This window comes from Halomonas denitrificans (genome assembly GCF_003056305.1).
In the GTDB taxonomy this organism is placed as follows: Bacteria; Pseudomonadota; Gammaproteobacteria; order Pseudomonadales; family Halomonadaceae; genus Halomonas; species Halomonas denitrificans.
The window spans coordinates 1-24,934 of sequence record NZ_PYVX01000009.1 but is presented as its reverse complement, the minus strand read 5'-3'; the positions used below and the strand labels follow the sequence as shown (position 1 = coordinate 24,934).

General features: G+C 70.6%; 26 protein-coding genes and 1 pseudogene. 19 read left to right on the top strand and 8 right to left on the bottom strand.

The annotated features are described in order from the left end of the window. Nucleotides 1-305: 305 nt before the first annotated feature. The 5 genes from C9F13_RS16640 to rimI all read left to right on the top strand — a co-directional run bounded on the left by C9F13_RS16640 (nt 306) and on the right by rimI (nt 3,855). Nucleotides 306-686: a hypothetical protein gene (locus C9F13_RS16640; RefSeq protein ID WP_108447369.1), complete on the top strand. Its 381-nt coding sequence runs from the start codon at nt 306-308 to the stop codon at nt 684-686. Nucleotides 687-804: 118 nt separating this feature from the next. Further along, complete coding sequence (locus tag C9F13_RS16635) at nt 805-2,199, top strand: MFS transporter (RefSeq protein ID WP_108447368.1); 1,395 nt, start codon at nt 805-807, stop codon at nt 2,197-2,199. Between the two features lie 75 nt (nt 2,200-2,274). Beyond that, the gene (locus C9F13_RS16630) at nt 2,275-2,586 is read left to right on the top strand and encodes a BolA family protein (RefSeq protein WP_108447419.1); all 312 of its coding nucleotides are present in this window, start codon (nt 2,275-2,277) and stop codon (nt 2,584-2,586) included. After that, entirely contained in the window at nt 2,583-3,404 is an 822-nt protein-coding gene (locus C9F13_RS16625) for a hypothetical protein (protein WP_108447367.1), read from the top strand. Before C9F13_RS16630 ends, C9F13_RS16625 begins: the two co-directional genes overlap by 4 nt. Beyond that, entirely contained in the window at nt 3,391-3,855 is a 465-nt protein-coding gene (rimI, locus tag C9F13_RS16620; protein WP_108447366.1) for a ribosomal protein S18-alanine N-acetyltransferase, read from the top strand. The genes C9F13_RS16625 and rimI overlap by 14 nt, the downstream gene beginning before the upstream one ends. 7 nt (nt 3,856-3,862) lie before the next feature. Here the strand turns inward: rimI and C9F13_RS16615 are convergent, their stop codons facing one another. Then, a complete protein-coding gene (locus C9F13_RS16615) occupies nt 3,863-4,057 on the bottom strand; it encodes a cell division protein ZapB (RefSeq protein WP_089849877.1) in 195 nt (64 codons plus the stop codon). Nucleotides 4,058-4,140: 83 nt separating this feature from the next. Then, a complete protein-coding gene (rsmD, locus tag C9F13_RS16610) occupies nt 4,141-4,821 on the bottom strand; it encodes a 16S rRNA (guanine(966)-N(2))-methyltransferase RsmD (RefSeq protein ID WP_108447365.1) in 681 nt (226 codons plus the stop codon). Between the two features lie 90 nt (nt 4,822-4,911). Between rsmD and ftsY the strand changes: the two genes are divergently transcribed. The 4 genes from ftsY (at nt 4,912) to rpoH (ending at nt 8,889) form a co-directional block, all read left to right on the top strand. Next, nucleotides 4,912-6,270, top strand: coding sequence for a signal recognition particle-docking protein FtsY (ftsY, locus tag C9F13_RS16605; RefSeq protein ID WP_108447364.1), 1,359 nt, complete (start codon nt 4,912-4,914; stop codon nt 6,268-6,270). Further along, complete coding sequence (gene ftsE, locus C9F13_RS16600) at nt 6,267-6,935, top strand: cell division ATP-binding protein FtsE (RefSeq protein WP_108447363.1); 669 nt, start codon at nt 6,267-6,269, stop codon at nt 6,933-6,935. The genes ftsY and ftsE overlap by 4 nt, the downstream gene beginning before the upstream one ends. Then, entirely contained in the window at nt 6,932-7,903 is a 972-nt protein-coding gene (gene ftsX / locus C9F13_RS16595) for a permease-like cell division protein FtsX (protein ID WP_108447362.1), read from the top strand. Before ftsE ends, ftsX begins: the two co-directional genes overlap by 4 nt. 119 nt (nt 7,904-8,022) lie before the next feature. Beyond that, nucleotides 8,023-8,889 carry an RNA polymerase sigma factor RpoH gene (gene rpoH / locus C9F13_RS16590; protein ID WP_108447418.1) on the top strand — a complete coding sequence of 289 codons (867 nt, stop codon included), beginning with the start codon at nt 8,023-8,025 and terminating at the stop codon, nt 8,887-8,889. A gap of 90 nt (nt 8,890-8,979) precedes the next feature. Here the strand turns inward: rpoH and slmA are convergent, their stop codons facing one another. The 5 genes from slmA to coaBC form a co-directional block, all read right to left on the bottom strand. Continuing rightward, nucleotides 8,980-9,591, bottom strand: a complete 612-nt coding sequence (gene slmA / locus C9F13_RS16585; RefSeq protein WP_108447361.1) for a nucleoid occlusion factor SlmA — start codon at nt 9,589-9,591, stop codon at nt 8,980-8,982. A 103-nt stretch (nt 9,592-9,694) separates the two neighbouring features. Next, nucleotides 9,695-10,612, bottom strand: coding sequence for an acetylglutamate kinase (gene argB, locus C9F13_RS16580; protein ID WP_108447360.1), 918 nt, complete (start codon nt 10,610-10,612; stop codon nt 9,695-9,697). A gap of 67 nt (nt 10,613-10,679) precedes the next feature. Beyond that, nucleotides 10,680-12,068 (bottom strand): phosphomannomutase/phosphoglucomutase, encoded by a 1,389-nt coding sequence (locus C9F13_RS16575; protein WP_108447359.1) that lies wholly within the window; start codon nt 12,066-12,068, stop codon nt 10,680-10,682. Nucleotides 12,069-12,099: 31 nt separating this feature from the next. Then, the gene (gene dut / locus C9F13_RS16570) at nt 12,100-12,567 is read right to left on the bottom strand and encodes a dUTP diphosphatase (RefSeq protein ID WP_108447358.1); all 468 of its coding nucleotides are present in this window, start codon (nt 12,565-12,567) and stop codon (nt 12,100-12,102) included. Nucleotides 12,568-12,589: 22 nt separating this feature from the next. Then, nucleotides 12,590-13,855 carry a bifunctional phosphopantothenoylcysteine decarboxylase/phosphopantothenate--cysteine ligase CoaBC gene (gene coaBC / locus C9F13_RS16565; RefSeq protein ID WP_108447357.1) on the bottom strand — a complete coding sequence of 422 codons (1,266 nt, stop codon included), beginning with the start codon at nt 13,853-13,855 and terminating at the stop codon, nt 12,590-12,592. A gap of 111 nt (nt 13,856-13,966) precedes the next feature. Here coaBC and radC point away from each other — a divergent pair, with 111 nt between their 5' ends. The 10 genes from radC to C9F13_RS16515 all read left to right on the top strand — a co-directional run bounded on the left by radC (nt 13,967) and on the right by C9F13_RS16515 (nt 23,704). Further along, nucleotides 13,967-14,641 (top strand): RadC family protein, encoded by a 675-nt coding sequence (gene radC, locus C9F13_RS16560; protein WP_108447356.1) that lies wholly within the window; start codon nt 13,967-13,969, stop codon nt 14,639-14,641. A 359-nt stretch (nt 14,642-15,000) separates the two neighbouring features. Continuing rightward, nucleotides 15,001-15,237: a 50S ribosomal protein L28 gene (rpmB, locus tag C9F13_RS16555; protein ID WP_071944134.1), complete on the top strand. Its 237-nt coding sequence runs from the start codon at nt 15,001-15,003 to the stop codon at nt 15,235-15,237. 24 nt (nt 15,238-15,261) lie between these two features. After that, the gene (gene rpmG / locus C9F13_RS16550; protein WP_071944136.1) at nt 15,262-15,417 is read left to right on the top strand and encodes a 50S ribosomal protein L33; all 156 of its coding nucleotides are present in this window, start codon (nt 15,262-15,264) and stop codon (nt 15,415-15,417) included. Nucleotides 15,418-15,511: 94 nt separating this feature from the next. Beyond that, the gene (gene mutM / locus C9F13_RS16545) at nt 15,512-16,345 is read left to right on the top strand and encodes a bifunctional DNA-formamidopyrimidine glycosylase/DNA-(apurinic or apyrimidinic site) lyase (protein WP_108447355.1); all 834 of its coding nucleotides are present in this window, start codon (nt 15,512-15,514) and stop codon (nt 16,343-16,345) included. A 30-nt stretch (nt 16,346-16,375) separates the two neighbouring features. Beyond that, nucleotides 16,376-17,569 carry a class I SAM-dependent rRNA methyltransferase gene (locus C9F13_RS16540; protein ID WP_108447354.1) on the top strand — a complete coding sequence of 398 codons (1,194 nt, stop codon included), beginning with the start codon at nt 16,376-16,378 and terminating at the stop codon, nt 17,567-17,569. 3 nt (nt 17,570-17,572) lie between these two features. Next, entirely contained in the window at nt 17,573-17,902 is a 330-nt protein-coding gene (locus C9F13_RS16535) for a putative signal transducing protein (RefSeq protein WP_342747811.1), read from the top strand. A gap of 213 nt (nt 17,903-18,115) precedes the next feature. Further along, nucleotides 18,116-19,231: an alanine dehydrogenase gene (gene ald / locus C9F13_RS16530; protein ID WP_108447353.1), complete on the top strand. Its 1,116-nt coding sequence runs from the start codon at nt 18,116-18,118 to the stop codon at nt 19,229-19,231. Between the two features lie 258 nt (nt 19,232-19,489). Beyond that, nucleotides 19,490-20,515 (top strand): tryptophan--tRNA ligase, encoded by a 1,026-nt coding sequence (gene trpS, locus C9F13_RS16525; RefSeq protein WP_108447352.1) that lies wholly within the window; start codon nt 19,490-19,492, stop codon nt 20,513-20,515. Nucleotides 20,516-20,682: 167 nt separating this feature from the next. Continuing rightward, nucleotides 20,683-21,891, top strand: a complete 1,209-nt coding sequence (locus C9F13_RS16520) for a YeeE/YedE family protein (RefSeq protein ID WP_108447351.1) — start codon at nt 20,683-20,685, stop codon at nt 21,889-21,891. 133 nt (nt 21,892-22,024) lie between these two features. Beyond that, on the top strand, nt 22,025-23,704 hold the full coding sequence (locus C9F13_RS16515; protein WP_108447350.1) for an NAD-dependent malic enzyme: 1,680 nt from the start codon (nt 22,025-22,027) through the stop codon (nt 23,702-23,704). Between the two features lie 199 nt (nt 23,705-23,903). Here the strand turns inward: C9F13_RS16515 and C9F13_RS16510 are convergent. Further along, nucleotides 23,904-24,934 (bottom strand): annotated as a pseudogene (locus tag C9F13_RS16510) (aconitate hydratase); the annotation flags it as partial.

Genomic DNA, 24,934 nt, shown 5'->3' with positions numbered 1-24,934 from the left:
GCGAGGGGCGCTGGGGATAGGCCGAAGGGGAGGTCCGAGGACCAGGGGTGAGGAGCATTGCTCCGAACGGGCTGGCCAGGGATGGCCAGCACCGGACCTGCAAGCGGAGTGGGACGCGAGAGCGCAGCAGGGCCGAGGTAGCGTCCATGGAGGGATTCACAGCGCCTCCCCCAAGGCCTGTCGCCAGGTCAGCCCCGAGCCGGGCAGTTAGAGACCACTCATCTGCGGTGATGAGGTGGGAAGCATTGGTAAACGCCGTGGGCAGCGCCCATAATGACCGTCGTTTCGACGTCGAGGAGACCGTGATGAAACTGCTCAACCGCTCCGCCCTGAGCGTCAGGCCGACCCGGCACTTCGTGGACTGGATCAATGCGCTCGAACCCACCATGGACGGGGACGACCTGACCCTGGCCGACGTCGAACGCGAAAGCACCGTCTACCTGATCCCGGAGATGGACACGCCGGAGGCCCTGGAGGGCTTCGTGCGCGAGCGCTTCCTCGAGATCCTCGAGACCGAGCTGCGCGCCTGGGAAGAGGACGAGCGCCAGTGGCCCGAGGCCCTGGACTGGGCGCTCTTCCAGCGCTTCCTGCAGGTCGAGCACAGCTACCTGGCCGTCGACCTGGACAACGAGGCGGCGCTGGAGATCTCCGAGGTGGACGACGCCCTGCTGCTGGAGACCGACTAGGACTGAGGCATCGGTCGAGCCGTCATCGCGATGACGGCGCCCCCGAGAAACCGGCTTCGGCCGGTTTTCGTTTTATGGCCCCTCCCTGGCGAGGGCAACAGACAGTGACGGAAACAGGATGAGTCGACTCTTCGCGACCCGTCCCGGCGACGACGGCCTGCCCGGCCCGGAACGGCGCCTGGCGGTGCTGGCCCTGATCCTCGGGACCCTGATGGCGGTGGTGGACACCACCATGGTCAACATCGCCCTGCCCACCATCGCCGCCGACCTCGCGGCCTCGCCCTCCCGGGTGGTGTGGGTCACCAACCTCTTCCAGGTGGTCTGTGCCGCCTTCCTGCTGGTCTTCGCCGCGCTCAGCGAACGGGTCGGGCGCTATCGCCTCTACACGGCCGGGGTGGGGCTCTTCACCCTGGCCGCGCTGGGCAGCGCCCTCTCCCGCAACCTCGAGACCCTGCTGCTGTTCCGGGGCCTGCAGGGGCTCGGCGCGGCGGCGACCCTCTCCATCGGGCCCTCGCTCTACCGCTCGATCTTCCCCTCGCGGCTGCTCGGCAGCGCCCTGGGGCTCTCCGCCCTGGTGGTGGCCGGCGGCTACGCGGCGGGGCCGACCCTTGGCGGCCTGGTGCTCTCGGTGGCGAACTGGCCGTGGCTCTTCGCCCTGCACGTGCCGCTGGGGCTCTGCGCCGCCAGCCTCGCCTGGCGGGCGCTCCCCCGGGAGCCGGGGCGTCGGGAGGACTTCGACTGGCGCGGCGCGCTCTTCGCGGTGGCCATGATGGCCGGGCTCTTCCTGGGCCTCGACGGCGCCGGCCACGGGGTCCCCGGCTGGCAGGTGCTCGCCTGGCTCGGCGGCAGCGCGCTCAGTGCCGCGCTCTTCCTGCGCCGCCAGCGGCGCGCGCGCCACCCCCTGCTGCCGCTGGCGCTGTTCGCCGAGCCGCGCTTCTCGCTGGCGGTCTGCGCCTCGGGGCTGGCCTTCGTGGGGCAGGGGCTGGCCTTCGTGGCGCTCTCCTTCGTCTATCAGCAGGAGATGGGCTTCACGCCGCTGCAGACCGCCTGGATGTTCACTCCCTGGCCGCTGGCGATCATGGTGGTGGGGCCGCTGGCGGGCCGCTTCGCCGACCGGGTCAACCCGAGCCTGCTCTCCAGTGCCGGCCTGGTGCTGCTGCTGCTGGGCCTGGCCGCCCTGGCCGGGCTGGACGCCGAGGCGGGCCTGGCCGACAGCCTGTGGCGCACCGCGCTCTGCGGCATGGGCTTCGGACTCTTCCAGCCCCCCAACAACCGCGAGATGATGGCGAGCGTGCCCCGGGAGCGCAGCGCCCGGGCCTCCGGCGTGATGAGCACCACCCGCACCGTGGGCCAGTCCCTCGGGGTCGCCCTGGTCGGCGCCTTCCTGGCCGCCGGCGCCCCGGTTCAGGCCACGCTCTGGGCCGGGGCCGGGGCCTGCGTGCTGTCGCTTCTGGCGAGCCTCTCGCGGGTCGGCCTGGCCGGGCGGGCCCAGCGCGAGGCGCGACGGGCCTGATCGCGGCAGGCGTCGTCGGGCCCGCGCGGAAGGCGTACAATGACCCTCTCATTCATCCAGCATCGAGACGTCGACATGAGCATCCAGGACACCATCGAAGCCAAGCTCAAGGCCCTCGAGCCCGACTTCGTGGCGGTGGAGAACGAGAGCCACCGGCACAACGTGCCGGCGAATTCGGAGACGCACTTCAAGGTCACCCTGGTCGCTCGCCGCTTCGAGGGGCTGATGCCGGTCAAGCGTCACCAGCAGCTCTACGCGCTGCTCGCCGACGAGCTGGCCGGTCCCGTCCACGCCCTGGCCCTGCACCTCTACACGCCCGAGGAGTGGCAGGCCAGCGGCCGCGCGCGCCCCGACTCCCCCGACTGCCGGGGCGGCGGCACCCCGTGACCCCGGAGCCGCAGCGTCTGCAGTACCTGGAGGCCATGGGCCTGACGGCCTGGGTCGCCCGCTATCGCCTGCCCAACGCCCTGCCCACGCCGGAGGTCGAGTGGGCGTCGCCCGGCCCCGAGGCCGCGACGCCCCCGCCGCCCGGCGAGCGCCTGCACGCCCTGCTCGACGAGGCCGCCCAGGCCCGGGACGCCACGCCCCGCGAGGCCCCCGCCGAGCCGGAGCCGCCCCAGCGTCCGCCGGCCGGCCCCGGCAAGGCGCGGGCCCTGCTCGGCGACATCGTGCCCGCCATCGAGTCGGAGGCCGCCGCCGAGCCGGTCGCGGCACGTCCCGCCCAGCGCGCCGGCGAGGCGCTGCGCTTCACCCTGCAGGTGGCCTGCCTCGACGGCCGCTGGCTGATCCTGCTGCCCCGGGAGGCGCCCCCGGGCGCCACCGAGGTGCGCCTGCTGCGCCACCTGCTGCAGGCCGCAGGCGTGGTGCCCGAGCAGATGCCGGCCTTCGAGGCCTTCCGCTGGCCCCAGGTGGAGGGGCTGCCGGTGGAGGCGCCCCTGGAGGAGGCCCGGGAGGGGCTCCAGGCCTTCCTGGCCGGCCGCCAGCGACGCGGCTGGGTGCCGGAGCGGCTGCTGGTATTCGGCGATGACGCCGTCCTCGACGAGCTGCTCGGCGTGGCCGATGCCCACTGCCCGCTGCTGGGACTGCCGGCCTGGCAGGGACCCGCTCTGGAGGAACTCGCCGGCAGCGCCGCGGCCAAGCGCGCGCTCTGGCCGCGGATCGCCGACTGGCGTGACGCCTGGGAGGCGGGGCATGCGCCCGGCTGAGGCGAGGCTGCGCCCGCTGGGGAGCGACGACCTGGCGGCGCTGACGGCCCTGGAGCAGGCCGGCCAGGACGATCCCTGGACGCCGCGCCAGCTCGCGGCCGCGCTGGCCGATCTCGAGACGCGGGTCGTCGGCGCCGAGCGGGACGCGCGGCTGGTGGGACATGCGGTGGTGGTGCGCCTGCCCTTCGATGCGGAGCTGCAGGCCATCCTGGTGGCCGGCGATCAGCGCCGCCAGGGGCTGGCGGCTCGGCTGCTCGACGAGGTGGTCGAGACGGCGCGAGACTGGGGCGTCGAGCGCCTGCTGCTGGAGGTGCGGGCGAGCAATGCGCCGGCCATCGGCCTCTATCGGCGCGCCGGCTTCAACGAGGACGGCCGGCGCCGCGGCTACTATCCGCCGCTCGCCGGCCGTGAGCGGGAGGACGCCCTGCTGATGTCGCTCCCGCTGGGCTGATCCCGCCTCAGCTGGTCGCGGTCGTCTCGACCTCGTCGAACTTGCCCAGCAGGCTGGAGAGGCGGCGCTCCCACTCCTCGCGCTCCTGCTTCAGGCGAGCGTTTTCCTCGCGCAGCTCCTCGGCTTCCATCCTCATCAACTCCAGGGCCTCGACGGCGCTGGTGACCTTCTGTTCGAGCTGGTTGAAGAGTTCGATGCTCATCCTGTTCTCCTGACTACATCCTGCTGATCGGGCCGCGCCCGGTGGGGATTCTCCTGCCGGCAGCGTAACCCCGCGGCCGGGGCTCAGCAACCGTCGCCGTCGGGCGACTGGCCCCCGGTCGGCCGGCGCCGATAGAGCCGCCCGGTGCTGTCGCCTGCACGCACCTCCCGATGCAGCTGCCAGCTGGCCGGCACGTCCGGTGCCAGCGAGGACTCGGTCTCGAGATAGATCGAGGCCTCCTCGGCGAGCCAGCCGCCGGCCTCCAGGGCCGCGCAGCAGTCGGCGGCGAGGCCCCGGTGGAAGGGCGGGTCGAGAAAGACCAGCGAGAAGGGGGCGGCGGGGCTGGCCAGGAAGGCCTGGGCCTCGGTGGTGTGCAGCGTGGCGCGCTCGCTGGCGCCCAGGGTGGCGAGGTTGTCGGCCAGCTGGCGGGCCACCCTGGCGTCGGCCTCGACGAACACCGCCTCTCGGGCGCCGCGAGACAGGGCCTCGAGGCCGAGCGCCCCGGTGCCGGCGAAGAGGTCGAGCACCCGCGCCCCGGGCACGGCGGCGGTCAGCCAGTTGAAGAGCGTCTCGCGCACCCGGTCGGGGGTGGGGCGCAGCCCGGGATGGTCGAGCACCGGGAGCTGGCGGCGGCGGAAGTCGCCGCCGATCAAGCGCAGCCGTCCGGTGTTCCGGCGGGCGGCGCTCCGGTTGCCGGGGCCCCTGGTCGAGGCGGCCGGGCCCGGGCGGCGGGGCTTGCGGGAGGAGGAGGAGCGACGTGTCATGGGGCGGATTGTAACCGCCGGCTTGTCCACAGTCATGGTGCGCAATGGTAGGATGAGGCGATTCGTTCATCCGTGAGGCGTGATCCCCCCATGTTCGGTTTTCTCAAGCGCAAGAAGAAGCAGGAACAGCAGCAGACGACACCGGAACAGGAGGCCAAGCGCCGGTCGGAAGAGGACGCGATAGCGGACGAACCCCGCCCCGAGGAGGGCGAGTCAGCAGCGGCCGTCACGGCCCATGAAACGCCTGAGGCAGAGGCGCCCGTCGAGGCCGATGCCGAGGAGACGATTGCGGCCGAGCCCCGCCCGGCGCCCGAGGAGCCGGCGGCAGAGACGCCCCCGCAGCGCGAGCCGGAGGCGGCGGCGCCGGCGTCCACCGCCGAGCCTGTCCTCGAACCCGAACCCGAACCCGAACCCGAACCCGAACCCGAACCCGAACCCGAACCCGAACTTGAGCCCGAGCCGACCCCGGCGCCCGCCGCCCTGCGGGAGAAGCCGGGCGGCGAGAAGAAGGGCTGGTTCGCGCGCATCCGCGCCGGGCTCGGCAAGACCCGCGCCAACCTCACCGATGGCCTCGCCGACCTCTTCATGGGGCGCAAGCAGATCGATGACGACCTGATGGAGGAGCTCGAGACCCAGCTGCTGCTGGCGGACGTGGGCATCGAGGCCACCACCGAGATCATCGATCGCCTCGCTGACCGGGTCTCGCGCAAGGAGCTCAAGGATCCCCAGGCGCTCTACCGGGCCCTGCAGGAGGAGCTGGCGGCGAGCCTCGAGCCGGTCACCGAGCCCCTCGCCCTGCCGCCCAAGGGTGAGGGACCCTTCGTGATCCTGGTGGTCGGCGTCAACGGCGTCGGCAAGACCACCACCATCGGCAAGCTGACCCAGCGCTTCCAGCGCGAGGGGCGCAGCGTGATGCTGGCCGCCGGCGACACCTTCCGCGCCGCCGCCGTGGAGCAGCTCAAGGTGTGGGGCGAGCGCAACGACGTGCCGGTGATCGCCCAGCACACCGGCGCCGACAGCGCCTCGGTGATCTTCGATGCCCTCTCGGCGGCCAAGGCGCGGGGCGTCGACGTGCTGATCGCCGACACCGCCGGGCGCCTGCACAACAAGGCGCACCTGATGGAGGAGCTGAAGAAGGTCCACCGGGTGATGGGCAAGATCGACGCCAGCGCCCCCCACGAGGTGATGCTGGTGCTCGACGCCGGCACCGGGCAGAACGCCCTGGCCCAGGCCTCGACCTTCCACGAGGCGGTGCCGATCACCGGCGTGACCCTGACCAAGCTCGACGGCACCGCCAAGGGCGGCATCATCTTCGCCCTGGCGCGCCAGCTCGGCACCCCGATCCGCTTCATCGGCGTCGGCGAGGGGCTGGATGACCTGCGACCCTTCGTGGCGCACGAGTTCGTCGATGCCCTCTTCGATCGGGACCAGGACACGCCCGCGTCATGATCGCCTTCGAGCACGTCGGCAAGCGCTACGGCGGCCGCTATGACGCGCTCGCCAACATCGACTTCCGCGTGCGCCGCGGCGAGATGGTCTTCCTGACCGGCCACTCCGGGGCGGGCAAGAGCTCGCTGCTGCGGCTGATCATGCGCCTGGAGCGGCCCAGCCGTGGCCGGGTGCGGGTGGCGGGCCACGACATCGACCGCCTGCACCACAGCCAGGTGCCCTTCTATCGTCGCCAGATCGGCGTGGTCTTCCAGGACCACCAGCTGCTCTTCGACCGCTCGATCTACCACAACGTGGCGCTGCCGCTGGAGATCCAGGGCATCGAGCGCCGCGAGGCCGCCCGCCGGGTGCGGGCGGCGCTCGACAAGGTCGGCCTGCTGCATCGCGAGGCGGCGCTGCCCATCGAGCTCTCCGGCGGCGAGCAGCAGCGGGTGGGCATCGCCCGGGCGGTGGTCAACAAGCCGGCGCTGCTGCTGGCCGACGAGCCCACCGGCAACCTCGACCCCCAGCTCTCCGCCGACATCATGGGGCTGTTCGAGGACTTCAACCGCATCGGCACCACGGTGATGGTCGCCAGCCACGACCTGGCGCTCATCGCCCGACTGCGCCACCGCACCCTGCGGCTGAGCGAGGGGCGCCTGGTGGCCGACGAGGAGATCGCATGAGCCGACCCGAGCCGCCGCCCCGCGGCGCCCGCACGCAGCGCTCGAGCGGGGCCCTGCGCTGGCGCGCCTGGGCCCGTCACCACCGCGCCATGGCCGCCGACAGCGCGCGTCGGCTGCTGCGCCGGCCCCTGGGCAGCCTCTTGACCATGCTGGCCATCGCCATCGCCCTGGTGCTGCCGGCCGGCCTGTGGCTGACCCTGGACAGCGCCCGGCTGCTCGATGCCCAGCTGGAGCAGAGCGCCACCCTCACCACCTACCTCGAGGAGGACGTCGGCGAGGCCGAGGCCGGGCGCATCGAACAGGCCCTGGCCGCCCAGGCGGGCGTGGCCGCCACCCGGCTGATCACCGCCGCCGAGGGCATGGCCGAGTTCCAGCAGGCGCTGGGGCTCGAGGATGCCCTGGCGCGGCTAGAGACGAACCCGTTGCCGGCCAGCGTCGTGGTACATCCCGCCGATGCCGACCCCGCGGCGGTGCGCCGCCTTGCCGAGGCCCTCGCGGCGGTGCCCGGCGTCGACGAGGTGCGCCTGGACCTCGCCTGGCTGGAGCGCCTGCGCCACCTCGCCGCCCTGGGCCAGCGCGTCACCCTGGCGCTGGGCGTGCTGTTCGCGCTGGGGGTGCTGCTGGTGGTCGGCAACACCATCCGGCTGGCCGTGGAGAGCCGCCGCCAGGAGATCGAGGTGGTCACCCTGATCGGCGCCACCCACGCCTTCGTGCGACGCCCCTTCCTCTATAGCGGCGCCTGGTTCGGCCTCGGAGGCGGCCTGCTGGCCTGGGGGCTGTTGAGCCTCGGCAGCGACTGGCTGGCGGCGCCGATTTCCGCGCTGGCGGCCAGCTACGGCGCCAGTTTCGCCCTGCCGCGGCTGGGCGCCGAAGGGTCTACAATACTGCTGGGCTGTAGTACACTACTTGGCTGGCTGGGCGCCTGGCTGGCCGTGAATCGGCACCTGGCGGAGATCCGGCCTCGTTAAGGCAAGCGGCCGGTTGATTCCACGCCTAAGACGAGTACATTTGGAACTTTCAACGGCCTTTATCGTCGTAGTCAGCGATCACGAACAGCACTATGGGCTTCGAAGGAGACAACCTGCACATGAGCACCAGTCTTCTGCCGGTGGGGCAACTCTCTCCCGGTCATGACCTGAACGGCTACATTCAGGCGGTCAACGGCATTCCCATGCTGACCGTCGAAGAGGAGCGCGATCTCGCCTTCCGGCTTCACGACGAGGGAGACCTGGAAGCGGCTCGCCGCCTGGTGCTGTCGCATCTGCGCTTCGTCGTCTATATCGCCCGCAGCTACTCCGGCTACGGCCTGCCCCAGGCGGACCTGATCCAGGAGGGCAACGTCGGCCTGATGAAGGCCGTCAAGCGCTTCGACCCGAATCAGGGGGTGCGGCTGGTCTCCTTCGCCGTGCACTGGATCAAGGCCGAGATTCACGAGTTCGTGCTGCGCAACTGGCGCATCGTCAAGATCGCCACCACCAAGGCCCAGCGCAAGCTGTTCTTCAACCTGCGCGGCGCCAAGAAGCGCCTGGCCTGGCTGAACACTGACGAGGTCGAGGCGATCGCCAAGGACCTCGACGTCAAGCCCGAGGTGGTGCGCGAGATGGAAGGGCGTCTGTCGGCCCACGACGCCGGCTTCGACGCCTCGCCCGGCGAGGACGACGAGTCCGCCTATCAGGCCCCGGTGCACTTCCTCGACGACGCCAGCGCCGATCCGGCCACCCAGCTCGAGGACAGCGACTGGGAGCAGGACGCCACCCAGCGCCTGCAGACGGCCCTCGAGGCCCTCGACGAGCGCTCCCGGGACATCCTGCAGCGCCGCTGGCTCGGCGACGCCAAGGCCACCCTGCACGAGCTGGCCGACGTCTACGGCGTTTCCGCCGAGCGCATCCGCCAGCTCGAGAAGAACGCCATGAAGAAGATCCGCCAGCAGATCGGTGACGCCCTGGTGGCCTGATGCTCGCCCCGTGCGCGTAGCCCCGAACGACGAAGCCCCGGCCAATGGCCGGGGCTTCGTGCGTTGGAGCGCGAGGTCGTCCTGGTGGCGTCAGGCCGTCTGGGCCGTGGGGCGCAGCAGCTGCGCCGAGAGCGCCGGCCACTGGTCGTCCCAGTGCTCGGTGGGGCGGTGGCGGAAGTCGCTGCGCACGTAGCGCGAGATCTGCCCCTCGAGCTGGGCCAGCATCAGGTTGGCGGCGGCGGAGACCGGCAGGGCGGGGCGACGGCCTTCGCGCAGCTCGGCCTCGCGCAGTACCTGCTTGAGCTGGGTCTCCAGGCGTTCGAAGAGCTGATGGATGCGAAGGCGCAGCCGCGCCGTCTCGCCGGTCAGGGCGTCGCCGCCGAGCAGGCGCGAGAGGCCCGGGTTCTTCTCGGCGAAGGCCAGCACCAGGGTGAGGATCTGGCCGCAGCGCGGCACCGCCTCCGGCACCTCGTCGAGGATCCGGCCGATGCGCTCGAAGAGGCTCTCCTCGATGAACTCGATCAGCCCCTCGAACATTCGCGCCTTGCTCGGGAAGTGGCGATAGAGCGCCGCCTCCGAGACGCCGACCTGGCGGGCCAGGGCGGCCACGGTGATGCGCTTGCCGCTGTCTTCCTCCAGCATCAGCGCCAGGCCCTGGAGGATCTGCTCGCGGCGGCTGGGGGTGTGGGTTTCCTGCGTCATGTCGTTATGTTCTTGTCGGTCGGGTGGATCGGGCCGGCCCCGTGGGGCGCGGCTCAAGGGGCCAGCTCTTGGCGGCTGGCTTGCATGGACCGGGGCCCGGCGCTCAGTCGGCGTCGGGCTCCTGGGGCTCGTCGGTGATCAGTGTGCCGACACCTGCGTTGGTGAAGATCTCCAGCAGGGTGGCGTGGGGCACGCGGCCGTCGATGATGTGGGCGCTCTTGGCGCCGCCCTTCACGGCCTCCAGGGCGCAGCGGATCTTCGGCAGCATGCCGCCGTGGATGGTGCCGTCGGCGATCAGGGCGTCCACCTGGCCGGTGGTCAGGCCGGTGAGCACCTCGCCCTCGGCGTTCATCAGGCCGGCCACGTTGGTCAGCAGCATCAGCTTCTCGGCGTCCAGGGCCTCGGCCACCTTGCCGGCCACCAGGTCGGCGTTGATGTTGTAGCTTCGGCCCTTGGCATCGACCCCGATGGGGGCGATGACCGGGATGAAGTCGCGGGCGGCGAGCATCTCGATCAGGTCGGTGGAGATGTGCTCCACCTCGCCGACGTGGCCGATGTCGATGATCTCCGGCGCGGTCATCTCCGGGCTCTGGTGCTCCACCTTGAGCTGGCGCGCGCGGATCTGGGCGCCGTCCTTGCCGGTCAGGCCGATGGCCTTGCCGCCGCACTGGTTGATCAGGTTGACGATGCCCTTGTTGACCAGCCCGCCCAGCACCATCTCGACCACGTCCATGGTCTCGGCGTCGGTGACCCGCATGCCGTTGACGAAGCGCGACTCGATGTTGAGCTTCTCGAGCAGGTCGCCGATCTGGGGGCCGCCGCCGTGCACCACCACCGGATTGATGCCGACCTCCTTCATCAGCACCATGTCGCGGGCGAAGGAGTCGATCAGGGCATCCTCGGTCATGGCGTTGCCGCCGTACTTCACCACCACGGTCTTGCCGGAGAAGCGCTGGATGTAGGGCAGCGCCTCGGAGAGCACCTCCACCACCTGGCGCGGGTCGCGGGTCTGTTCGGTCATCGGTCGGTTTCCCTGTCCTGTTTCGTCTGGCGTTCGTGTGCAGCGTGTCGGTGGGGCGAGCCGCCCCTCAGCGGGGCAGCTCGAGCTCGGGCGACACCTGGGCGAGGGCGTCGGCGAAGCGGGCGCGGATGCGCGTGAGCGCCGCCTCGTCCTTGCCCTCGAAGCGCAGCACCAGCACCGGCGTGGTGTTGGAGGCGCGACACAGCCCCCAGCCGTCCGGGTAGTCGACGCGGATGCCGTCCAGGGTGGTCTTGACGCCGTCCTCGCCGAAGTCGCCCTCCCGGGCCAGGCGGTCCACCAGGGCGAACTTGTTGTCGTCGGTCACGGCGATGTTGATCTCCGGGGTGCCGAGATCCTGAGGATAGCGGGCGAAGAAGGCGTCGGCACCGTCATCCTGCTTCGCGAGGATCTCGAGCAGCCGCGCCGCGGCGTAGAGGCCGTCGTCGAAGCCGTACCAGCGCTCCTGGAAGAAGATGTGGCCACTCATCTCGCCGGCGAGCTGCGCCCCGGTCTCCTTCATGCGCGCCTTGATCAGCGAGTGGCCGGTGCGCCACATCTCGGGCGTGCCGCCCGCTTCCTCGATCACCCGGGTCAGGTTGCCGGTGCACTTGACGTCGAAGATCACGCGGGCGTCGCGATTGCGCGACAGCATGTCCTCGGCGAAGGCCATCAGCAGGTGATCGGGGTAGATCAGCTTGCCGTTCGGGGTGATCACGCCGAGGCGGTCGCCGTCGCCGTCGAAGGCCAGGCCGATATCGGCGCCGGTCTCCTGCACGGTGCGGATCAGGTCCTCGAGGTTCTCGGGCTTGCCCGGGTCCGGGTGGTGGTTGGGGAAGGTGCCGTCGATCTCGGCGAACAGCGGCACCGTCTCGGCGCCGAGACGCTCGACCAGCGCCGGGCCGAGCTCGCCGGCCACGCCGTTGCCGCAGTCGACCACCGCCTTGATCGGGCGGGCCAGGCTGACGTCGCCGAGGATGCGCGCCAGATAGGCCTCGCGCACGTCCTCCTCGCGGACCGAGCCCTGGCCCTCAGCGAGGTCGCCCGTGGCGAGGCGGGTGTGCAGCGCGGTGATCGCCTCGCCGGAGAGCGTCTCGCCGCCCAGCACGATCTTGAAGCCGTTGTAGTCCGGCGGGTTGTGGCTGCCGGTGACCATCACGCCGGAGGCGGTGCCCTCGAGCACGTGGGTGGCGAAGTAGAGCACCGGCGTGGGCACCATGCCGACGTCGATGACGTCGCACCCGGTCGACGTCAGGCCGCGGGTCAGGGCGGCGAGCAGGCGCGGCCCGGAGAGGCGGCCGTCGCGGGCGACGACCACGGTGGATTCGCCGCGGGCGCGGGCCTCGCTGCCGATGGCGCGGCCGATCTGCTCGACGCTGGTCTCGGTCAGGGTGTCGTCGACGATGCCGCGGATGTCGTAGGCGCGGAAGATCGAGGCGGGTACGGTCTCTGTGGTCATGGGTTCCATCCGTTGTGAGAGTGCGAGTGGCTCAGCGCCGGCCCGAACTGCCGAAGCCGCCGTCGCCGCGATGGCTTTCGGCGAAGTCGTCGACGATCTCGAGCTCGGCCTGCACCACGGGCACAAGCACGTACTGTGCCAGCCGCTCGAAGGGCTCGATGGTGAAGGGTGCCTGGCCGCGGTTCCAGGTGGAGACCATCAGCTCGCCCTGGTAGTCGGAGTCGATCAGGCCGACCAGGTTGCCGAGCACGATGCCGTGCTTGTGGCCCAGCCCCGAGCGGGGCAGGATCATGCCGGCGAGGCCGGGGTCGGCGATGTGGATGGCGAGCCCGGTACGGATCAGCTCGCACTGGCCGGGCGCGAGGGTCAACGGGGCGTCGAGCAGGGCGTGCAGGTCCATGCCGGCGGAGCCGTCGGTGGCATAGCGGGGCATCGCGTCGCGCAGGCGCTCGTCGAGCAGCTTGACGGCGAGACGCGGGCGTTCGGGGGCGAGAGACATCGGGGCTCCTCGGGGTGCGGTGTCAGGGGGTGTGTCGGGCCGCCAGGCAGGCCAGGGCGCGGCGCACCACCGCCAGGGCGAGATCGGCCTTGGGTTGGGGCGAGAGCGCCTCGCGGCCCTCGGTCTCGCCGTCGCGCCACAGCAGCAGGGCGGCGTTGTGATCGGTGCCGAAGCCGATCTCGGGGTCGGAGACGTCGTTGGCGACGATCAGGTCCAGCCCCTTGCGGGTCAGCTTGTCCCGGGCGTAGGCCTCGAGGTCGCGGGTCTCGGCGGCGAAGCCGACGACGAAGGGGCGATCGGCCAGGGCCGCCACCGCGGCGATGATATCGGGGTTCTTGACCAGGCGCAGGGTCAGGCCCTCCTTGCCGTCGACCTTCTTGATTTTGTGCTCGGCGGCCGTCTCGGCGCGGTAGTCGGCCACGGCGGCGCAGCCGATGAAGAGGTCGCTGTCGGGGGCCAGCCGCTGGGCGGCCGCGTGCATCTCCCGGGCGCTCTCCACGTCGATGCGCTCCACGCCCTCCGGGGTGGGCAGGGCCACCGGGCCGCTGATCAGCCGCACCCGGGCGCCGAGCGCGGCCGCGGCGGCGGCCAGGGCGTAGCCCATCTTGCCGGAGCTGTGGTTGGAGAGGTAGCGCACCGGGTCCAGCGCCTCCCGGGTGGGACCGGCGGTGATGGTCACGGTCAGCCCCTCGGCCTCGCGCGCCTCGGCACCGGTCGCCTGAGAGCGCAGCGCCGCGACGATCGCCTCGGGCTCCAGCATGCGTCCCGGCCCGACGTCGCCGCAGGCCTGGTCGCCGCTCGCCGGCCCCAGCAGCCGCCAGCCGTCCCGGGCGAGCTGGTCGGCGTTGCGCTGTGTCGCCGGATGGCGCCACATGGCCTGGTTCATGGCCGGGGCCATCACCCTCTCGGCGTCGCTCGCCAGGCACAGGGTGGTCAGAAGGTCGTCGGCATGGCCTTGGGCGAGGCGCGCCATCAGGTCGGCGGTCGCCGGGGCGATCAGGATGGTGTCGGCCCAGCGCGCCAGCTCGATGTGGCCCATGCCGGCCTCGGCCTCGGGGTCGAGCAGCGAGGTGCGCACCGGCTCGCCGGTCAGCGCCTGCAGTGTCAGCTGCGTGATGAAGGCCTGGGCGCCCTCGGTCATGACCACGCGCACCTCGCAGCCCGCCTGCTTGAGCAGGCGGGCGAGCTGGGCGCTCTTGTAGGCGGCGATGCCGGCACTGATGCCTAGCAGGATGCGGTGGCCCGCATTCGGGCGGCCGCTGCGCCGTGAGCCGGGCAGTGAAGACATGGTGATATCCGAACGGGAATCGGGCCTCATACCTTACCATCGGCGCCCCACCTTGCGTAGCCGCCGGCCCGACTACACTGATAGCCACGAACGGCGGGCAGGGAGGCCGAGATGTCGATTCGCGACTGGCCGGAAGGGGAGCGTCCCAGGGAGAAGCTGCTGGCCCTCGGCGTGGAGGCGCTCTCCGATGCGGAGCTGTTGGCGATCTTCCTGCGCGTGGGGGTGGCGGGCCGATCGGCGGTGGACCTGGCCCGGGACCTGCTGGCGTCCTTCGGCGGCCTGCGGCCGCTGCTCGAGGCCGACCAGGCGCGCTTCTGTGCCGAGCGCGGCATCGGCACCGCCACTTTCGTGCAGCTCCAGGCCACCCTGGAGCTGTCGCGGCGTCATCTCGCCAGCCAGCTCGAGCGTGATCATGCCCTGACGTCGCCGACCCTGGTGCGCGCCTACCTCGCCGCCAAGCTGCGCCACCTCGGCCACGAGGAGTTCGCCGTGCTCTTCCTCGACAGCCAGCACCGGGTGATCCGCTACGAGTCGCTGTTTCGCGGCACCCTGGACAGCGCCTCGGTCTACCCCCGCGAGGTGGCCCGACGCGCCCTGGCGCTGGGTGCCGGGGCGGTGATCTTCGCCCATAACCATCCCTCCGGGGTGGCCGAGCCGTCGGATGCTGATCGGCGCATCACCGAGCGGCTGCGCGAGGCGCTCGCGTTGTTCGAGATCCGCGTGCTGGATCATTTCGTGGTGGGGGACGGGGAGGTGGTCTCCTTCGCCGAGCGGGGCTGGCTGTAGCGCGGGGGAGGTCGCGTGAGCCAGGCGCCCGCGCTGTCGTGCCCCGTCTGGCCCTGCCGACCAGGATCGCGATAGGAAAACGGCGCGCGGATCGGTATAATGTCGCACCGGTTGCGCTGGACCCTTTGGTACGGGTCCCCGCCTGTCATCGCCGTATGCCGCGCCACCCTCGGGTGTCGCCAGGCCATGCCACGCCCCCATCGGATCATCGCCGCGTCGCTTGCCGACCGTGGCGGTCTCTGGTATAAAGTGCAGCCTTTGAATTCCCTTGGGTCAAATGACAACGGGGTCGTCCCGGTTTGCCCGACAGGTTTTGAACACTCAGGTCTATACACCTGGCCAAGCGGTTGGAGGCTCTCATGTCCAAAGTATGTCAGGTTACCGGCAAGCGCCCGGTGACTGGTAACAACGTTTCACACTCCCAGCGCAAGACGCGCCGTCGTTTCGTGCCGAATCTGCATTCCCACCGTTTCTGGGTGGAGTCCGAGAAGCGCTTCGTCAAGCTGCGCGTCTCCTCCAAGGGCATGCGCATCATCGACAAGAAGGGCATCGAGGCGGTGCTCGGCGACATTCGCAAGCGCGGCGACGCCGTCTAAGCGTTCCACAGGGAGATATCCGTCATGCGTGACAAGATCCGAATGATTTCCAGCGCCGGTACCGGCCACTTCTACACCACCGACAAGAACAAGCGGAACACCCCGGACAAGCTTGAGAAGAAGATGTTTGATCCGACGATCCGCAAGCACGTGATGTACAAGGAAGGCAAGATCAAGTAACCCTTGGTCGCTTCCGCCGCAGGTACGAGCCTGTCAGCCTGAACCCGGCCCGATGGTCGGGTTCTTGCGTAGTGACGCTTCTCCGGACGAGACCATGCCCGAGTTGCCCGAAGTCGAGACCACCCGCCGCGGCATCGCGCCCCACGTGGAGGGCCGCGAGATCACCGAGGTGATCGTCCGCCAGGCCCGCCTGCGCGTGCCGGTGCCGGCGGATCTGGTCGAGCGTCTCGTCGGGGCGCGGATCGGCCCCCTCTCGCGTCGCGCCAAGTACCTGCTGGTGCCGCTGACGGGCGCGAACGGCTGCTCGGCCGGCACCCTGCTCTGGCACTTGGGCATGTCCGGCAGCCTGCGGCTCGCCCGCCTCGGTGAGCTGCCGAAGAAGCACGACCACGTCGACCTGGTGCTCGACGACGGCGGCATCCTGCGCTATCACGACCCGCGCCGCTTCGGCTTCGTCGACTGGCTCGCCGAGGGCCCGGCGGGGGATGCGCGCCTCGCCCGACTGGGGCCGGAGCCGCTGTCTGACGCCTTCGACGGCGCCCGGCTCTTCGCGCTGTCCCGCCGCAGGCGCCTCGCGGTGAAGCCCTTCCTGATGGACAACGCTGTGGTGGTGGGCGTGGGCAACATCTACGCTGCCGAGGCGCTGTTTTTGGCCGGCATCGACCCGCGCCGGGCCGCCGGGCGCATCGCCCGGGAGCGCTACGACCGCCTCGCGGCGGCGGTGCGCGAGGTGCTGGCGGCCGCCATCACCCAGGGCGGCACCACCCTGCGCGACTTCGTCGGCGGCACCGGCGAGCCCGGCTACTTCAAGCAGCGGCTCAATGTCTACGGCCGCGACGGCGAGCCCTGCCGGCGCTGCGGCGCCGAGCTGCGCCTGGTGACCCTGGGCCAGCGGGCCAGCGTGTTCTGCGGCCAGTGCCAGACCTGAACGATCCCCTCTTTCCCCTGCGAGACCCCCATGACCCAGCACACCCTGCGCCTGAAGAAGAACGCCGACCGTCGCCTCAAGGCCGGCCACCTGTGGCTCTACTCCAACGAGATCGACATCCAGGCCACGCCCCTCAAGGAGATCGCGCCCGGCACGCAGGTGGTGGTCGAGGCGGCCAACGGCAAGGGCATGGGGGTGGCCTACGTCAATCCGCACTCGCTGATCTGCGCCCGGATGGTCTCCCGCGATCCCAAGCAGGGGCTCGACCGCTCGCTGCTGGTGCACCGTCTGAACCAGGCCCTGGCCCTGCGCCAGCGGCTCTTCGACAAGCCCTTCTATCGCCTGGTGCACGGCGAGGGCGACCTGCTGCCGGGGCTCATCATCGACCGTTTCGGCGACGTCGTCGTGGTCCAGCTCAACACCGCCGGCATGCAGGCCGTGGCCGAGGAGCTGCTCGACGCCCTGGAGAAGGTGCTCTCGCCGGCGGCCGTGGTGTTCCGCAACGACACTAGCGGGCGTCGCCAGGAGGGCCTCGAGGCGAGCGTCGAGGTGGTGAAGGGCGAGCTGCCCGACCAGGTGCTGCTCGAGGAGAACGGCGTGCGCTTCGTCGCGCCGGTGCTCGACGGCCAGAAGACAGGCTGGTTCTATGATCACCGGGTCAACCGCGCCTGGCTCAACGGCCTGGTGGCCGGCAAGCGGGTGCTGGACCTGTTCAGCTACGTCGGGGGCTGGGGCGTGCAGGCCGCGGCCAGCGGCGCCAGCGAGGTGCTCTGCGTGGACGCCTCCGGCGCGGCGCTGGAGCGGGTCGCCGAGAACGCCACCCTCAACGGCCTGCACGAGCAGGTGGCGGTGGGCGAGGGCGATGCCTTCGAGGTGCTCGCCGCCCTCAAGGCCGAGGGGGAGGAGTTCGACGTGGTGATCCTCGACCCGCCCGCCTTCATCCGCAAGCGCAAGGACATCCCCAACGGCGAGCGGGCCTACGGCAAGCTCAACCGCGAGGCGATGCGCCTGCTCGGCCGCGACGGCCTGCTGCTCTCGGCCTCCTGCTCCATGCACCTGGCCCCGGAGCGCCTGGTCGACGTGGTGCGCGGCGCGGTGCGCCACCAGGACCGCCAGGGCCAGATCCTCTTCCAGGGCCATCAGGGGCCGGACCACCCGGTGCATCCGGCGATCCCCGAGACCGCCTACCTCAAGGCCCTGGGCGTGCGCGTCTTCCGGGACTAGGCCGTGACGGTGCCCGGCTACGTTCGCGCCTTCGCCCACTCCAATGCGCTGCTGGTCAGCCACGTGCATAACGTGCTGACCGCGGCCGGCATCCCGGTGGAGCTGCGCAACATGACCCTGGGCGGCGGTGCCGGCGAGTTGCCGCTGGGCGAGTGCGAGCCGGAGGTCTGGGTAGCGCCCCACAACCGCGAGCGGGCCGAGGCGCTGATTCGCCAGGCCCTCCACGGGGGCAGCGAGCGCCCGGCCTGGACCTGCCCCGGCTGCGGCGAGCGCCTCGAGGGCGCCTTCGATACCTGCTGGCACTGCGGTGCCGGCCGGGAGGGCCAGGACTAGCGCGACAAGCGGGCAGGGGAGGCACCCGTCGCCCTTCCGTGCACGGCCAGGCCACAGGGTTTTCTGTCGACGCCTTCTCTCATAGAAGATTTTCCGGTGAAAAAGCCGGCATTTATTCATCCTTTTTGTTCTTCTGCGTGGACTCTTCGTGTATCGACTGCCTGTGCTGTAATGGGGGAACACCGATTCCGTCACCCACCGCAGGAGCGTGCCATGCAGATCGCCGTACCCAAGGAAATCAAGAACCACGAGTATCGCGTCGCCCTGACCCCCTCGGGGGCCCGGGAGCTGGTCGGCCGTGGCCATACCGTCACCGTCCAGGCCGGGGCCGGCGAGGGCGCCGGCTTCCAGGACGCCGCCTATGAGGCCGCCGGGGCGCGCCTCGAGGCGGACGTGGCGAAGGTCTGGAGCGAGGCCGAGCTGATCCTCAAGGTCAAGGAGCCCCAGGCCGAGGAAGTCGCCCGGCTGACCAAGGGCCAGACGCTCTTCACCTACCTGCACCTGGCCGCCGAGGAGACCCTGACCCGCGGCCTGATGGCGAGCGGTGCCACCTGCATCGCCTACGAGACCGTCACCGACCGTCAGGGCGGGCTGCCGCTGCTGGCGCCGATGAGCACCGTGGCCGGCCGCATGGCCGTGCAGGCCGGCGCCCACAGCCTGGAGAAGGCCCAGGGCGGGGCCGGCGTGCTGCTGCCCGGCGTGCCCGGCGTCGCCCCGGCCAGGGTGGCCGTGATCGGCGGCGGCGTGGTGGGCGAGAACGCCGCCCGCATGGCGCTGGGCCTGGGCGCCGAGGTCACGGTGCTCGACACCTCCATCCCGCGCCTCGAGACCCTGGACGATCGCTACCAGGGGCGCATGAAGACCGTCTTCTCCACCGCCGACGCCATCGACGAGGCGGTGCGCGAGAGCGACCTGATCGTCGGCGCCGTGCTGATTCCCGGCGCCGCGGCGCCCAAGCTGATCACCCGCGCGATGCTCGCCGAGATGAAGCCGGGCAGCGTGCTGGTCGACGTGGCCATCGACCAGGGCGGCTGCTTCGAGACCAGCCGGGCCACCACCCACGCCGATCCGACCTATATCGTCGACGGCGTGGTGCACTACTGCGTGGCCAACATGCCCGGCGCCGTGGCGCGCACCTCCACCCAGGCGCTGACCAACGCCACCCTGCCGTTCGTGCGGGCGCTGGCCGACAAGGGCTGGCAACAGGCGCTGGCCGACGATCCGCACTTCGCCGCCGGCCTCAACGTCCACGACGGCCAGGTCACCTACCAGGCGGTCGCGGACGCCTTCGGCCTGGAGAGCGTCGATCCGGCCAGCCTGATCAAGTAGGACCCTCCTGGCGACAGGTGCCGGCAGCGCGAGCGGCGCGGGGGAGGGGCGAGGCGTCCGAGGGCACTGCCTCCGGGGACTCCGGGCCGTTGTGGAGGCGCTGTGAACCCCTCCCTGGGCGCTACCTTTTCCTTCCCTGGAAAAGGACCTTCGCGCCGACCCGCGCCCCTGCAAGTCGACACCGCGGGCCCCGGTCGCCTTGATCGGGGCCTCGCGTTACCATAGCGGCCATTCGAGAGTCAGCAGAGTCCCGCCTTCATGACCGCACCGTCCGACAAGACCCGTGTCCTCACCGGCATCACCACCACCGGTACCCCGCACCTCGGCAACTACGTGGGGGCGATCAAGCCTGCCATCGCCGCGAGCCAGGATCCGACCGTCCAGTCCTACTACTTCCTCGCCGACCTGCATGCGCTGATCAAGTGCCAGGACCCGCGGCGGGTGCAGGAGTCGCGCCTGGAGATCGCCGCCACCTGGCTGGCGCTGGGGCTGGATACCGACAACGCCATCTTCTACCGCCAGTCGGACGTGCCGGAGATCCCGGAGCTGACCTGGATGCTCTCCTGCGTCTGCGCCAAGGGCCTGATGAACCGCGCCCACGCCTACAAGGCGGCGGTGGCCGAGAACGAGGCCGCCGGCAACCAGGACCCGGACAAGGGCATCACCATGGGGCTGTTCGGCTATCCGGTGCTGATGGCGGCGGACATCCTGATGTTCAACGCCCACAAGGTGCCGGTGGGCCGCGACCAGATCCAGCACATCGAGATGGCGCGGGACATCGGCGGGCGCTTCAACCACCTCTACAAGGGGCAGTACTTCACCCAGCCCGAGGCGGTGGTGGACGAGCGGGTCGAGGTGCTGGGCGGCCTGGACGGGCGCAAGATGTCCAAGAGCTACAACAACACCATCCCGCTGTTCGTCTCCGAGAAGAAGCTCCAGAAGCTGGTGCGCAAGATCAAGACCAACTCCCTGGAGCCGGGCGAGCCCAAGGATCCGGCGAACTGCACCCTGTTCCAGATCTTCGCCGCCTTCGCGACCGCCGACGAGACCGAGGCCATGCGCGCCGAGTACGCCAACGGCATCGGCTGGGGCGAGGCCAAGAACCGCGTCTTCGAGCTGCTCAACGAGCAGCTGCGCGAGCCCCGCGAGCGCTACCAGGGGCTGATGGAGGATCCCGGCCACATCGAGCGGGTGCTGCTCCAGGGCGCCGAGCGGGCCCGCGCCGAGGCGGCGCCCTTCATGGACCGCCTGCGCCAGGCGGCGGGCCTCGGCCGCTTCGTCTGACGGCGACCGCGCGGGCCTCGGGCCGGGCTCCACGCGGAGCCCGGCCCTTCTATTTCTTTATAGCATAAAAGCCATACAGACGATGACTTCACGTTCTGCGGCGGATTCGTTAGTCTGCGTGTCTTCCCCCTGACCGCTGACCCGGACGCTTCCGGAGGATCCCCCCAATGAGTGATGTCGCCCTGATCCGGCGTTCCCGTCCGACCCTGCCGCTCCTCGCCGCCGCTGGCCTGCTGCTGGGCGCGCTGGCCGTGGGCAGCGCCTTCGGCGCCCGGATAGGCGCGCTGATGGTGGTAGGCGGCCTGCTCGGCATGGTGCTCTACCACGCCGCCTTCGGCTTCACCGCCGCCTGGCGGGTCTTCATCACCGAGCGTCGCGGCCGCGGCCTGCGGGCGCAGATGGTGATGCTGGCCATCGCCGTGGCGCTGTTCTTCCCGGCGCTCTCGGCCGGCAGTCTGTTCGGCCAGTCCGTCTCCGGCTTCGTGGCGCCGATCGGCGTGTCGGTGATCGTCGGCGCCTTCCTCTTCGGGGTCGGCATGCAGCTGGGCGGCGGTTGCGCCTCCGGCACCCTCTTCACCGCCGGCGGCGGCAACGCCCGCATGCTGATCACCCTGCTGTTCTTCGTGGTCGGCTCGGTGATCGGCACGGCCCATTTCGCCTGGTGGCAGAGCCTGCCGGCCTTCCAGCCGGTCTCGCTGGTGAAGAGCGCCGGCGCCGGCGGCGGCATCGCGATCAGCCTGGCGCTGTTCGCCGCCATCGCGGCGCTGACCGTGGTGATGGAGCGTCGCCGCCACGGCCAGCTGGAGCGCACGCCCCGGATCGACGCCGGCAACCGGCGCTGGCTCACCGGCCCCTGGCCGCTGCTGGCCGGCGCCGTGGGGCTGGCGCTGCTCAACTTCGCCACCCTCTCGCTCGCCGGGCGTCCCTGGGGGGTGACCTCGGCCTTCGCCCTCTGGGGCGCCAAGGGCTTCGAGCTCCTGGGCGGCGACGTCGGCCAGTGGGGCTACTGGCAGGCCCCCTGGAACGCCAGGGCGCTGGAGGCCAGCGTGTGGGGCGACATCACCACGGTGATGAACGTCGGCATCATGGCCGGCGCCCTAGTGGCGGCGTCGCTGGCCGGCAAGTTCGCGCCCAACTTTCGCATCCCGCTGCGCTCGGTGCTGGCCGCGGTGATCGGCGGCATCCTGCTGGGCTACGGGGCCCGCCTGGCGTTCGGCTGCAACATCGGCGCCTACTTCGGCGGCATCGCCTCCGGCAGCCTGCACGGCTGGGTGTGGCTGGTGGCGGCCTTCGCCGGCAACATGCTCGGCGTGAAGCTGCGGCCCTTCTTCTTCACGGGGCCCGCCGCTCGGGTGGCGACCGCGAAGGGCTGCTGAGCGCCGCCGTCGCTCCCATCGTTGACGCCCCGACCCCCGGTCGGGGCGTCGTCGTTTTCGGCGTGGTAGAGTGTCGCCAATGGCGCCGCCAGAGCGCCAACGGCCCGTTCCAGTCACCCTATCGAGGCGAGAGATGACCACCGAAGACAAGCGCCCCCTCTACATTCCCTACGCCGGTCCACCGCTGCTCGAGATGCCGCTGCTCAACAAGGGCAGCGCCTTCACGCGGGAGGAACGCCTGGAGTTCAACCTGATCGGGCTGCTGCCGCAGAATGTGGAGACCATCGAGGAGCAGGCGGAACGGGCCTACCGGCAGTACAGCCAGTGCCAGAACGACCTCGACAAGCACATCTACCTGCGGGCGATCCAGGACGACAACGAGACCCTCTACTACCGACTGGTCTCCGAGCACCTCGAGGAGATGCTGCCGATCATCTACACCCCCACGGTCGGTAAGGCGTGCGAGGAGTTCTCCAACATCTACCGCAACCACCGCGGGCTCTTCATCGCCTATCCCGATCGCGACCGCATGGACGACATCCTCAGGAGCTCCACCAAGGATAACGTCAAGGTGATCGTGGTCACCGACGGCGAGCGCATCCTGGGGCTCGGCGACCAGGGCATCGGCGGCATGGGCATCCCGATCGGCAAGCTGGCGCTCTACACCGCCTGCGGTGGCATCAGCCCGGCCTATACCCAGCCGATCATGCTCGACGTGGGCACCAACAACCAGGCGCTGCTCGACGATCCCATGTACATGGGCTGGCGTCACCGGCGGGTCTCCCAGGAGGAGTACGACGCCTTCATGGCCGAGTTCATCGCCGCGGTGAAGCGCCGCTGGCCCGGGGTGCTGCTGCAGTTCGAGGACTTCGCCCAGGCCAACGCCCTGCCGCTGCTGGATCGCTACCGCGACGAGCTGTGCTGCTTCAACGACGACGTCCAGGGCACGGCCTCGGTGGTGGTAGGTACCCTGATGGCGGCCTGCCAGGCGCGTGACGAGGGAATCGGCCAGCAGCGGGTGGTGTTCGTGGGCGCGGGCTCCGCCGGCTGCGGCATCGCCGAGCAGGTGGTGGTGGCCATGCAGGCCGAGGGGCTGACCGAGAAGGAGGCGCGCTCGCGCATCTACATGGTCGATCGCGAGGGCCTGGTCACCTCCGAGCAGGCCTGGCTGCGCGACTTCCAGGGGCGCCTCGCCCACGACCCGGAACTGGTGGCCGAGTGGGACGGCCAGTCGCTGCTCGAGGTGGTGCGCCGTATCGAGCCCACGGTGCTGATCGGGGTCTGCGGTATGCCGGGCATCTTCACCGAAGAGGTGGTGCGCGCCATGCACGCCAACTGCGAGATGCCGCTGATCATGCCGCTCTCCAACCCGACCTCCCGGGCCGAGGCGGTGCCGGAGGACGTGCTCCGCTGGACCGACGGCCAGGCCCTGGTCGCCACCGGCAGCCCCTTCGCGCCGGTCGAGTACGAGGGGCGCAGCATCCCCATCGCCCAGTGCAACAACGCCTACATCTTCCCGGGCATCGGCCTCGGCGTGGTGGCGGCCGGGGCGAAGCGGGTCACCGATGCCATGCTGATGGCCTCGTCCCGGGCGCTGGCTCGCGAGGCGCCGCTGGTCAAGGAAGGCAAGGGCGCGCTGCTGCCGCCGCTCTCCCAGATCCGCGAGCTCTCCAAGGCGATCGCCTTCGACGTCGCCGCCCAGGCCCAGGGCGAGGGCGTGGCGCTGAAGACCAACGGCATCAAGCTGCGCCAGGCCATCGAGCGCAACAGCTGGACGCCGGAGTATCGGCGTTACCGCCGCCGCTCCTTCTGATCGTGCCACGGGCATGAAAGAGGCCCCGCCGGCCGCCCGGCGGGGCCTTTTCGTCGCTCTTCATGGTGGAAGGGCTCGGGCTCTTTCGGCGACAGGACACGAGGGGGCGCTGTGAACCCATCCCTGGGCGCTACCGATGCCATCCTTGGCATCGGACCCCCTCTTAGGCCTGTCCCCGACGGCCTCTCGCCCGTTGGGATCAGGCCGCCCCGATCATCTTGCGCAGCACGTAGTGGAGGATGCCGCCGTGGCGGTAGTACTCCAGCTCGTTCTCGGTATCGATGCGGCACAGCGCCTCGATCTTCTTCTCGCCCTTGTCGGAGGCGATGGTCACCGTGACCTTGCCCCCCGGGGTGAGCTCCCTGAGCCCCTCGATGGAGACCGTCTCGTCGCCGGTCAGGCCGAGGGTCTTGCGGCTCTCGCCCTCGGGGAACTGCAGCGGCACCACGCCCATGCCGATCAGGTTGGAGCGGTGGATGCGCTCGTAGGACTCGGCCAGCACCGCGCGCACGCCGAGCAGGCGGGTGCCCTTGGCGGCCCAGTCACGGCTGGAGCCGGTGCCGTACTCCTTGCCGGCGATCACCACCAGCGGCGTGCCCTCCTGCTGGTAGCGCATGGCGGCATCGTAGATGGCCATCTGCTCGCCACTCGGCACGTGGCGGGTCTCGCCGCCGACCACGCCGTCGAGCATCTCGTTTCTGATGCGCACGTTGGCGAAGGTGCCGCGCATCATCACCTCGTGGTTGCCGCGCCGTGAGCCGTAGGAGTTGAAGTCCACCGGCTTCACGCCACGCTCCTGAAGGTAGCGCCCGGCGGGGCTGTCCGGCTTGATGGCGCCGGCCGGGGAGATGTGGTCGGTGGTCACCGAGTCGCCCAGCAGGGCCAGGACCCGGGCGTCCTTGACGTCCTCGATGGCCTCGGGGGTGCGGCCCATGCCCTCGAAGAAGGGCGGATGCTGGATGTAGGTGGAGTCCGTCGACCACTGGTAGACCTTGCTCTTCGGCACCTCGATGGCCTTCCAGGTCTCGTCGCCGTCGAAGACCTCGGCGTACTCCTTGCGGAACATCTCGGTGTTGACCCGCTCCACGGCCTCGGCGATCTCGGCCTGGCTGGGCCAGAGGTCCTTGAGGAAGACCGGCTTGCCGTGATGGTCGATGCCCAGCGGCTCGCGGGTCAGGTCGAGCTGGACGTTGCCGGCCAGGGCGTAGGCCACCACCAGGGGCGGCGAGG